Origin of the sequence: Lacinutrix sp. Hel_I_90 (genome assembly GCF_000934685.1) — a bacterium.
Lineage (GTDB): Bacteria > Bacteroidota > Bacteroidia > Flavobacteriales > Flavobacteriaceae > Lacinutrix.
Window position 1 is genome coordinate 451707 of sequence record NZ_JYNQ01000001.1, and the last position, 12344, is coordinate 464050.

At 34.5% G+C, this 12344-nt stretch carries 8 protein-coding genes; 5 read left to right on the forward strand and 3 right to left on the reverse strand.

Annotated elements, in window-relative coordinates; all coding sequences use genetic code 11:
* The first annotated feature begins 264 nt into the window (after positions 1-264).
* The 4 genes from GQ46_RS01990 (at position 265) to GQ46_RS02005 (ending at position 7818) form a co-directional block, all read left to right on the forward strand.
* Complete coding sequence (locus GQ46_RS01990) at positions 265-1215, forward strand: hypothetical protein (protein ID WP_044397877.1); 951 nt, start codon at positions 265-267, stop codon at positions 1213-1215.
* A 795-nt stretch (positions 1216-2010) separates the two neighbouring features.
* A complete protein-coding gene (locus GQ46_RS17005; protein WP_052503375.1) occupies positions 2011-5397 on the forward strand; it encodes a hypothetical protein in 3387 nt (1128 codons plus the stop codon).
* A gap of 72 nt (positions 5398-5469) precedes the next feature.
* The gene (locus tag GQ46_RS02000; RefSeq protein ID WP_044397879.1) at positions 5470-6255 is read left to right on the forward strand and encodes a hypothetical protein; all 786 of its coding nucleotides are present in this window, start codon (positions 5470-5472) and stop codon (positions 6253-6255) included.
* 24 nt (positions 6256-6279) lie between these two features.
* Positions 6280-7818 (forward strand): hypothetical protein, encoded by a 1539-nt coding sequence (locus GQ46_RS02005; RefSeq protein ID WP_044397893.1) that lies wholly within the window; start codon positions 6280-6282, stop codon positions 7816-7818.
* Positions 7819-8147: 329 nt separating this feature from the next.
* On the opposite strand, the gene GQ46_RS02010 is transcribed toward GQ46_RS02005, so the two are convergent.
* Genes GQ46_RS02010 through GQ46_RS02020 form a run of 3 tightly spaced genes read right to left on the reverse strand, consistent with a single transcriptional unit; the run spans position 8148 to position 11345 of the window.
* Positions 8148-8597, reverse strand: a complete 450-nt coding sequence (locus GQ46_RS02010) for a DoxX family membrane protein (protein WP_044397899.1) — start codon at positions 8595-8597, stop codon at positions 8148-8150.
* A gap of 1 nt (position 8598) precedes the next feature.
* Positions 8599-9240, reverse strand: a complete 642-nt coding sequence (locus GQ46_RS02015) for an HmuY family protein (protein WP_044397900.1) — start codon at positions 9238-9240, stop codon at positions 8599-8601.
* Between the two features lie 20 nt (positions 9241-9260).
* Positions 9261-11345 (reverse strand): TonB-dependent siderophore receptor, encoded by a 2085-nt coding sequence (locus GQ46_RS02020; protein ID WP_044397901.1) that lies wholly within the window; start codon positions 11343-11345, stop codon positions 9261-9263.
* Between the two features lie 105 nt (positions 11346-11450).
* Between GQ46_RS02020 and GQ46_RS02025 the strand changes: the two genes are divergently transcribed.
* On the forward strand, positions 11451-12341 hold the full coding sequence (locus GQ46_RS02025; protein ID WP_044397902.1) for a DUF6607 family protein: 891 nt from the start codon (positions 11451-11453) through the stop codon (positions 12339-12341).
* Positions 12342-12344: the final 3 nt, after the last annotated feature.

The window sequence follows — 12344 nt, forward strand, 5'->3', positions numbered from 1 at the left end:
GGCAAACCTTGGTGATTTTTTATTTTATAGGCCTGGCCGCTTTCAAAAACCAAAAGAAACGGATCTAGATGCATAAGCTGCTGTTTTCCAGGACTCAAACAGTATTTTTACAGTACCGGGATAGGGGAATTGGGCGTCCATCCTAAATGATTTCATAAAGGCATGATCAAATTAGTGCTTTTATGTAAACACATGAAACCTAAAGTCAACAAAAAATCATGTATCTTTATGATTCAATTTTAAAGCTAAAATTCCATTAAATCTATGAAGTATTTCCCGTTGATGTCCTGCCTGTTTGTCTTACTATTACTTGGTTGCAATGAGATCAATCCTGAAGGTGAAAAAGAAGTGCGTCAATTTGTAAAAAAATGGAACGAAGCCCATACACAACTCAAGGCACCATATCTAGGACGCGACTATATGGCTAGGGTAAACTATTATGGCAAAGAGCGCACCAGGCCCCAAGTGCAACGCGATAAGAATTTACTGTTTCAACAGTTTCCAGACTATACACAGCGTATTTTAAATGATGACCTTGTTATCACGAAAGAGGCAGGAAGCTATTTAGTAGCCTTCACCAAACGCGTTAACTATAACGGAATAGAAGCAGACTATCCCGCTTATCTTTCTGTAATGTTTAGAAATGGTGCTTTCCAAATAATAAGAGAAGGGGTTGCTAAAAATGCTAAAGATCTTGATGCTCCCATTTTTCCCAGTGCACGTGAAAATATGGCTTTTCAATCTGAGAACAGGCAGCTCTTCGGTGATTTTAATGGCGATGCTATATCAGACTATGCAACGGTGATCTCTCCAGAAATAAACACTACTACAAAAACGGAGGCTGGAAGCGACGCCCTGATTTCGTGTAAAGGGGTGTGTAACAGCGTGATTACTTTTAGTGCTAAAAACTTAGAGTCCATCACAATCCAAGGGGCGTACCAATCACAATTGGAAAATTTAAAAGACCTTAATAACGACGGCGCAGACGAGATTGGTTTTTGGGATTTGAAACCCACTACCAAGACCCTCTATGTTTTTAATGTCACCAATGGAGCTTTACTTACCGAACCTATTGTAATAAATACCAGCGTTCATAAAAACCTCGATCTTATCGATGTTTTTAAAAAAACAGGTCCCAGTAAGATTACAGTAACACGCAGTGAGCAGGTTAATGGGAAGTGGATTTTAAAGAGTGAAGTTATTAAGTTGGATTAAGTTATAGCTAAACTTCAAACGTTTCCATTACAATACTAATGGCATCGAAATTTAATATTGGGTATTTCTCAACGAAATCAAACTATTTCAAATAAAATTCATGAACGATACTATAATAATAGTTACCCCAATACTATTCACTGCTTTATTACTTATGTTTATCTGATAAGACAGCGCACCTCTCAAATGCTTTATCGGGTTCCGAGGAACACATTTAATTTATAGTAAAGTGTTTTAAATGTTGTAGGTTAATCAAACCCATCTGTTACATTATGCATCTACGCCTCGTTGTTTCCCTTATATATTTGATTCAAAACGGTTACAGCTATAAGCATCTTGCGATTTTAGATCTGTAAACAACGCTTACATGTTATCAGTATACTTCAATCAATTCGTAAAAATCTTCCTACCATGTTTTTAAATATTTTGATTCCATTTAATCCTGAATATCACATGTATATCCCCACTAGTTGTAATCAAAATAGGTAGCGATAGAAAGCATTACACCTCATTTTTTTTGTGTAAAAGTATAAAAGCCTTTTCCTTCCTTAACCCCTCTTTTTCTTCAATTAACAATGCCTTAGTTATTAAAAAAGGGTTAAAAAACCCTTGGCTTTAAGGGTTCTTTGGCCTCATGAATATTTTCTAAAATGTAATAAAATTGTACCGTAGTATTCTTATTGGCTTAAAAACAGCCCTAAGTGATAAAGAATACTATCCAAAAGAAGTTAGAAAGGATGGAAAAATTACTCCATTTTTTTAAACATTATTAAACAATTAACAACTAAATAAGTTATGGTTAAATTTACAAGTAAAGGAATAGCTCCTGATGTTTTACAAAGCATACTCAAATTTTTAAACGGCGTAAAATACGCCGAAGAAATTAATTCTTTAGGTACTACTGCAGTAGTAAAGGATTATTATATTGGAGAACTGGTTGCCCAGAGAATCTTAGACAAAAGAGACCAATTGGGTGGTTTTAATGATTTATCAGAATTAAGTGATATCAAAGGTTTTGGGATTGATAAATTTAATGAGCTCGTTGCTGTTTTTGAAAGTGCTAGTCAGTCGTCATCTAAAGATTTATACGAACCACTATTTAGGTTTGCTTCTCTTCGTTATCACGGTGCTAAAATACCAGCCACAAAATCTTCAAAAATTAAAACTATTGAAGAAGGAAATACAACTACAGAGATTAAAGCAAGAGGACTTAGTAAAACTGAACTTAATGAATTAGAAAAGGCACACGTAGCTTCCTTGGCAAAAGAGAACATTCAATTTGCACAAGAGTTATCTAATAAATTAGAAAATCTTGTTAATGATTACAATACGAGTAAGCAAGAAGCACTAAAAGACGCTACAAAGGAATATAACGAATTGATTCAGAGAAACATTAAGAATTATGAGGCAACTCTAATAAAAGAAGAGAAAACAGTATTTGATGAAAAAAAGAAAGCTTTTGAAAAGAATGAATTGTGTAATACAGAGCATACTCAAAATAGTTTAGAAGCTTTATATCCCTCCTCTTTATTCCCTTCTTTAGCATTTAATTATACTGCGTTTGCTTCCACAGTATTTTTTAAAGATAGGTTAACCCCTCGAGAGCTTACATTTTTAGAACAAAACCACCTTTTAAACATAGATGCTTCTGCGCTAAAAAAAGGTTTAAATGACCTCATTGAAGCAAAGCGAAATGTGGCTTCTTTTTGTAATCTCAAATGGAGGAAAAAAGTAGCTGTAGGCGGATCTTCAATCGTATTAAAAAACAGGTATAAAAATGGTTATGTACTGTCCATTAATAAACGTAACAACCTTTTACACCTTAGTGTAATCACTACAAAGGCTAAAAGTTATTTTACCAAAGCAGATTTTTCAGTAGCGGTTAATGGTAAAACCTTTAAGTCTATTAATACTAAGATTGTAGACAATAGCACTCGTAAGCTTTTTTTAGAAAGCGCTTTTGATCAATTACCAGAATTAGATAGTATACAACCATTCACGTTTAAGGTTGTTATTGAATTAGATTCAAAAGAAAAGATAGAGATAAAGGAAACAGTTTCTAACCATAATGATATTTGGGTAGGGCAGTATTTAGTTAATTCCCATGTTACAGGAAATTTAAGAACAAAAGGAGGAAAGCCTATAAAAGAACTAAATGGAATACTTAGACTTGGTTGGGCAGACTTGATGAGAGTTGAGCAAAAACTATGTTGTTATTTGCCAGGTGAAGTGTCTCATATTGAAAATATAATGGCACGAGAATACAAAGAAAAAAGTACCGAGTATCTTGAAAGAAGTGAAAATACTATTGTAGAAGAAAATGAAACAGAAACGATAGCGAAAAATGATACTACTTCGGTTGAAAAAAACGATTGGAACAAAGAAGTGAGTAAAACATTAGAAAGGAGTTTTGATTTTGGTTTGGGAACTACTGTATCTTATGGAAGTGAGAAAGGGCCGTGGTCTGCGAGTATAAAGGCCGATTTGAGTATTGCCAACTCACAATCACAATCTTCTACAAACGCTCAATCTTATTCAAAAGATATTACTGAAAGTGCATCTGAATCTATAAGAACACGAAGTTTTGAAAAAAGAACAACATCGTTGATTAAACAATTCAAAGAAGAAAATAAACATGGTTTTGATAATAGAAATGGAGGCAGTCATGTTTCAGGAGTTTTTAGATGGATTGATAAAATTTATAATAATAGAATTGTCAATTATGGAACAGGCATGTTATATGAATTTATGATACCCAAACCGTCAGAATTATATGTCGAAACATTGTCTGACGATAAAAGTGATGACCAAGAAGCACCAGAAGCACCTATTGCTCCTAATTTAAACTCATGGCAAGATGTAACAAGAGATAATTTCATGACTTATATTAATACTTATAATGTTGCAAATTATCAACTTCCTAAAGCGAACATTAAGTATGATAACATGCAAATAGGGACAATTAATGAACCATTTGATTGGGCAAATGAGAATAAAAATGAGGTTACCAGAACATATAATTTCAATTCTGTCTTAGCTGTTGATTATTTTCTTGAAGGCGTTTTTCCAAATTCTTTAGCGAACACAACTGACTGGAAAATTAGAACGCATAATCCCTTTTGGAAGCACTATGCTAAATTCCAGGTTTTCCTTAAAAATAGTAGTAATCAGGTAACTATAGTAAATGATAGTTCATTTGCTTCCAGAATAGTGCACGAAGAAGATGTTGCTGGAGACGTCGATAATAAACAAGGACTATACTTCGAAAATAATGTGGATGTTCGCATCTATGGATCTCATGTAAGATGGCTGTATTATTTAAATCTCAATTTTAGATTTAAGCTTAAAGAATCTTCCTATCAACAATGGCAACAAGATACATATAATGCTATAATGACTGCTTATCAAACGCAATTAGATACTTACAATGATGCGTTAGCAGCACAACAAGTTGACATTACGAACGCTTCAGATGCTGCTCTATATGATGCCAATAAGTATAAGCATCCCGGACTTTATCAAGAAATCATTAATACAGAACTCAAGCGTCTTTGTATGGAGTTATTATTACAAGGCACTAATCTCGATCGATGTCAAGAGTTTTACAAAACAACTAAGTGTAGTGAATCAGACGATTGCGAAGAAATACCAATGCTTACCAACCTAGATGCCTTAGATAAATACAGTTCTTTAGTTAAATTTATGGAACAGTCCTTTAATTGGTCATTAAGTTCTCACAATTTCTACCCTTATTATTGGAGTGGTCAATGCGACTGGGCCGATATGCTTCATAATGAAGATACGCCCGATAACGAGTTTCAAAAGTTTTTAAAATCTGGAATGGCAAGAGTATTAGTACCGGTTAGGGAAGGTTTTGAAAAAGTTGTAGCCTATTACCTTGCTACTGGTCAGCCATGGTTTGATGGTGAGCCACCAGTCATTGACGACCCATTATACATTTCTATTGTTCAGGAGCTTAGTAAGCCAAATGGAACGCTAGTGGGAGAGCCTTGGAATACGAATGTACCATCTTCACTTACGCTTATTCAAGGTGGCTCGGTTTTCTTAGAAAATCAAGGTTTACCATGCTGTGATGATATAAGTGAAGGCACTGGTATAAAACCTAGTGATAATCGGTTAGAAGGAAAAGACGATGAAAATAATGATCTAAAGAAAGGATAAGTAATCAACTCACATTATTAAGATACCCTTGCTTTATTTGTAAGGGTGTCTTAATATATTAATATATATCACATGTTTCAATTTAGCGACAAATTTGATGTCAAAAGTCTTTTTGAGCAAGAAAAAGAGAAAAAAATAACTTTTGAGGATTACCCGACTACTAGTTATTATAAAATAGAAAGTGGAGAAGGTTGGAAGAATTCTTCTTGGGAAAAGGTCTATAAAGTCTTAAGACAAAAAAGCAAAACGTATCTGGAGTTTATTACACCTTATGAGCACGATGAAAAATACAGCTATATATTTAAGTCAACAAACGGAAGAGGGCATTCACTTAGTGCTACGGCAAGTACACAAGTAAATCTATCAAAATACAAAAATGCTCCAACTCATAAGTTACTATTTGATGATTTATTCAACTATTTTAAGAGCAACAATAAGGCAACTGTAAAACTTCATATCATTTCAGATTTTTTTGACAACGAGAGAAATAAAAAGTTGAATGATTTAGGTAGAGCTATAAACCTTATTCATGAAGGAGTACATGCAAGTTTACATTACAATCAAGAAGACTTTCTTACAATCGTTGGTTTAGACAAGCAACATTATGTGATGCAAGTAGATTTTTTTGATGACATTCAAAAAATGCTCAAAGAATATGATTCTAAACTTAACGATAAAGACTTGTTTACGCTAAGTATGGTTGGCTTAACAGCAGAAAAAGCTGGTGGAAACAAACTTATTGTAAACTATGCCAAAAAAGTGCATAATGCTACAGTTTCAAAAACGGATAAAAAAGAACTAGAAGATTATTTTAATCGTTTTCTATCGCGATATAAAGCATTAACAGAAGACAACTAAGTCACTAATTAATCACCATAAATTATGTTCTATTTCAAAGATAAATTTAATATTAAGCAGCTATTAAAAAACCAAACTGAAGATAGTCCTGTTTTAGCTTCAAGCAAAAATCAATCAGTGATTACACAGACTGAGACACACATACATCTCGGTTATGAGTATCCTAATGCCAACTGTACCAGAGCAGGTATTTATCTAAAGTCAGTAAATAAATCATTAGGTCAAAATTTGCTTAAAATTGGAGGGTTTCATGAACCTTTTCACCTAAAAAGTAATTATGATCCGTACAAAGAAGACATAAAATCATTTGATGCATACTTTAATTTTGATACTGATTATAAATATATTGAATGCTCAGAACATCTTCAATTAGATTCTGATAGTAAGAAGCCAATATCAGGCAGGATTCTCAAAGAAAAAAACTTCTTCATTCTACTTAAAGGTGAGGCATTTAATAAAAAAGGAGAATCGATTGGCGAAAAAAAACTCTATGTCCACGAAGTGTTTGTAGTAAAGTCAAAACAACTCAGGTTATATTACAAACTGGATGAAGAGATGCGTTATTATCATAAGACCCCTGAAAATGAAAAACAAAGTCATGAGATGCACGCCCAGAAGATATTTGATATTATATATAAAGAGAAAAATTTAAAGCTAATATTTAACCTTGAGCAAACCGATGACAATATAGAACGAATTTACGTCGATGGAGATTTCAAAAAGACCCCATTTCAAGTACCTATTGGAGATGTTTATGTAAAAAAAGGAGCTGGATTTGTACGTAATACCTCCATTTCGAAAGAGGAGTATACTCAATTTCAAAAGCAACATAAAGCGATGTATAATGAAGAATTATCTCCCATCTTTATATTCAATCAAATCACAAAAATAAATTATTCGTATTTCGAAGCGGGTCATCTCATTGGGTTTCCAGGAAATAATAATGGGACACTCATTAGACTAAGTGACAAAACGAATAAAACGCATCCTTACCCTCATTTACATTACTTAAATGAGCTTGAGCTAGTGATAACTCATGAATACATTCATGCATTACAACATTGTTTGGATCCCGTGCTCCAAGGTGGTAGAGACATTGGAGATTTACGTACAGAACTAGCCGAAAAGAAGGCGAAGGAATACGGTTTGAAGCGGCATAACTATATACATTATAGAAGAAGCATAAGAGAGCTGTTTGCCCATCATTTTTGTATTTTTCCCAATAGGGTATATCGAAATTCTAATGATGATCCTGTCTTCAAATACACTAATTTTAAAAGAGGGATAGATGCAACCTTTGGTAACGTGAATGAGTACCTAATAACCTTTTGGATATTTAGAGCCTACAGTTATATCTCATTTTTAAATAACCATTTAGATAAAGAAAAAGACTCCAATCTTAAGAAGGAGGTAGTAGATGCAATAAAAGATGTTTTAGAGGAAAAAACTTGTTATGAGAAAAAAGGCTATCAGTTTCCTGAACCTACTGGTAACCTTCAAGAGGATAAAACAGAATTCTTTAATTTGAATAACCTCTTTTGGGAAGATGATTTTGATAAGTAGTCTTTAAAATGAAAGCCAAAGCCATTTGATTTTAAAAAACAAGCGTGCCAAATAGCAGTGGTAACATAACGACCAATTACAAATGTACTATAAACACTGAGAAGCAAACTAACCACCAGCAAATACAAGGATTTTTTTATTTAAACATATTAATTCCAACACAATAGCTTTTTTTCTGCACAAGAGAAGAGACAGGAGAGGAGCAGCAAAAGCGATTCTGAGACTACGGGAGAGCTACTTGATGTCTTAAAAAAATAGTAAAAGGCATAAGGTATCTGGAATGGGCTTAAAAAAATAAACCCTCACGATGAAGCAAGGGTTTAAAAAATTTAAATAGGTTTAATCCAAAGTAGCGGTTTCCACCTTTCTTTTTCGCGTACTACCAAAGCAATATTAATAAAGAATAAAGCGCCAGTTTGTATTAATTCTCCAATCTCATCAGCTTCCAAAAACAAATGAAAGAGTAAAATATGTAAGGTTATTGGTAGCAGGAATACGGCAGCAATAAAACTCGTGCCTTGTAAAACTAAAAGTAAGCCAAAGGCTAATTCACAAATGCCTAAAACTTGCCAAAAATAACCTGTTTGCTTTGCACCACTTATATAAAGTATCTTTTGCAAGGTGCTTTCTTGTTCAGGTGATGAAAACTGCAGTGCTTTTTCAACCACTTCTATAGGCTCAGGAATTGGACTTTGAAACTTGTGAACGCCGCCGTAGATCATAAATCCGCCTAACACAAGTCGGAATATAATAAACAGTATACTTATTGATTTTTTCATATTAAAAAGAGCTTACGCCTGCATTGGGCTGATATACAAAATTAAACGTGTAATATGGCGTTGCGTCTGCAAAAGCATCCGGGTTATCGGGCGCATTTTCATAGTAGCTTAAAATTTCAACTTTGGCATATTTTCCATCATGTGTTTTAAAAACCAAGATCTTGCCGGGTATTGGTGTAATTAAATGACTGGGTGCTCCAGCATAATGATACCAACCATTATCACTCCCACTAGTTATCGCATAACTGGTGTTAGAATCTTGTAAAAATAACGAGGTATCAATAGTGGTTACAGCGGTCATTGTTCCATTAGCAATATAAACAGCAGCTTCTCCTGTTCTGTTAGGCTCATCGGTTGTTCCTAACGTGGTACCACCATTTATTATAATGGACGTTCCTCTAAAAGCAACATCCCAATCGGTAGCACTAGTGGTTGTTTGACCTGTTGAAAAATCAAACTTTGTAAAATCTCCAGAAATGGGTTGCCCTTGACCTCCCGATTGTGGTGCATGTAAGTTTGAAATGGTCTCAGACTCTATTTGTAATAAAGTGGTGGTGGTGTCATTATCATCACTACTACAGGAAGTAAACCCCATAAATAATGAGACTAAAGTTAATAATTGAATTGTTTTAATTGTGTTCATTTTGATTAGTTATTAAAGTGTTAAAGTTGAATATTAATTTTTCCGTATAGCAGGCGACCTACAATATTGCTGATGTTTTGTGTGTCTGTAAAATCAAATACATTATCAATGCCGAAACCCAATTGAACGTCTTTATAGAGGGTTTTATTTAGGGCGAAATCAATAATGGTGTAGGCGCTAACGAAGGCGTCATAAGTATCTAAATAGCTGTTTCCATTACTATCAAGCAAACCATATTTACTGCGATAGGTGGCTCTGATATTAGTATCCATCTTCCATTTAGGAAGGGTATAAAAGACTTTTAAGTTTGCCAAGTGGCGGGACCTGTTGAACAAGCCGAAATACTCAGATTCTTTGAGTTGAAAGGATGGTGATCTGGCGTTTTTCCTGGCAAATACGTCGCCGTTTTCAAAAGCATTTTCTGCATCGTTATCTTTGGCATATAATAATTGATAGCCGCCAGATACTTGAAGTTGGTTTGTAGGTTTCCAGGTGGCATTAAGTTCTAAACCTTGTGTATACACTTTATTTACATTGTAATAGCTAAACACATTTTGACCATTGGTTTTATTCGCAATAATTCTTGTGTCGATTAAATCAGTAATGCTATTTTTAAAGAGGTTTAAAATCAGTTTAAAATCAGATAAAAACGTATAATCAAAGCCAATATTGATACTTACTGAATGTTCAGGATGTAAGACATCGTCAAACTGTGAGATAGGAACAATGCTATGGGCTATTTCTCCTTGAGCTTCTAATTTTGGAATAGCAGTTGCAACCGCATTATAGCCTAAAACAGTATAGCCAACCGTGGCATTGCTAAAATCAAAATAAAGCTGTCTAAAATCGGGAGCTTTAAAGCCGTACCCCACTGAGCCTTTAATCGCGAATTGATTATTCAGTTCATATCTGAGGGCTACTTTAGGACTAAACTGTGATTTGTATTTGTTGTGACTATCAAAACGAGCACCAATAATCACATTCAGTTTTTGTGTAAAATGACCCTCATATTGCAGGTAGACGTAAGGGGAATTAAATTCTGGTTCAACAGTAAAATCTGTTCTGTCTAAAGTCTCCCTATTAAACCCTAAGCCGCCAATAAAGGCATTTTTGGCGTCAGGATTAAAAGTGCCACGAATTTCAGGGCGGATTAATAACTGATTGTAATACCCGTTACTAAACCGGCTTCCATCTTCATGATCTAAATAGTCTTTTGCTTTATATCTTGTGGCGTAAAACTCAAAGTAGCTGCTCCATTTTTTTGTATACTTATGACTGAATTTTAAATGGGTATTCCATTCTGTAATGGCGCTTTCTCCTTTTAGAGCTGCTGTGGCAATATAGTCTTGGTTTTGGGTATAATACTTAGCCGAAATAAAGAGGTCTGTCGCATCAGAAAGGTCATAAGTCACTTTTGTATTTAGTGTGTAATTGTTAAAAGGCTCTACTGTATTTAGGGCATCCGTTTTATTTAAATCATAACCATCACTGCAATTTCTATCTAAAAAAGCACTCACGCCAAGCATCTTTTTTTTATAATTAATTGTAGTACTTAAATCGTGCGTGTTAAATGTCCCAAACCTATAACTAGCGTTCCCTTTAAAACCGTTTTTTGGGGTTTCTGTAATGATGTTAATCACCCCGCCAAGCGCTTCACTGCCATAAAGACTAGACGAGGCGCCTTTAACAATTTCTATCTGTTTGATGTTGCCAACCGTTATTCTGCTAATGTCTAAAGTACCCGCTGAACGACCAATAAGAGGAACGCCATCTACAAGAATTAAGGTGTATTGCGCATCTAATCCTTGCAGCTGAATCCCTTGTCCGCCACCAAAATCTGGGATCGTTATTAATCCTGTTTGTTCATTAAGAATGTCGTTTAGCCGCATGGCGTTAGCACGCTCAATGTCCTTTTTAGAAACAATTTGAGCAGGAAGCGGTAAAGAAGATAATTGCCTTACCGTTCGTGTTGCTGTAATAATAACTTCATCTAAAGTTTCAGTTTTAGTGGAATCCTTTACGAGCACTTTAGTTTCCTGAGAAAATAAATGGGCTATAAAAAAAAGCGAAAAATAAACTGTGAAATGTTTGTTATTTAGATTCATTCTTAATTAAATTTGCGACAAATATATAGCTTATTTTAATTCAGTCTAAATAAGAATAAGTAAATTTTAAACCTTTTTAAATTAATAAAAACAAACCCATTAAAAATGAAACAATTAGCCATTTTAGCCCTAGTAACTTTAACATTTTCAGGAATTGGAAATGCCCAAACTAAAAAAACCAAAGACCAAAACGCCATAAAAGACCTGTGTGGTTGTTATGATATTACCTTTAAATATGCCGAAACATTCTCCCCAGATTCAACCTATTTAAAAGCCAAAAATTACAGGGCGCATGCCTTAGAATGGGCGGAATTGGTAACTGATAAAGACGATAAAATAGGTATTCAGCACTTATTAGTGGTTAATGATACCATGGTTATTAAGCATTGGCGCCAAGACTGGGAGTTTCAAAACCAAAAGCTATTTACTTACGACTCTAAAAATACGTGGCATGTAAATGAACGCCCTGAAGCAGCGGTAGAAGGGCAGTGGGCTCAAAAAGTATATCAAGTAGATGATAGTCCAAGATATTCTGGTTCAGGAACCTGGGTTCATGTAGACGGCAAACACTATTGGAAAAATAAAACAGCGGCGCCATTACCAAGACGAGAATACACCAAACGCGATGATTATAACATCATGCTGAGAGGCAACACGGTTGAGCTAACAAATTATGGTTGGTTGCATGAACAGGATAACGACAAAGTGATCAGAGAAAACGGTAAAGAAGAACAGGTATTAGCTCAGGAGAAAGGCTATAATAGTTATACTAAAGTGGCAGACGAAAAATGCAAAATTGCCAGAGACTGGTGGAAAGAAAACAACAGCGTCTGGAAAAAAATAAGACAAGAATGGGATCTCGTTTTTGCAGAAAACAAGGTTGTACAACTGAAAGAAAAAGTAGAGGGCAAACGCTTGTATCAACACTTATTTGCCTTAGATAATACGGCCAGTAACAAAGAAATAAGAGCGATCATCACTAGTTTTTTAAATTAATAA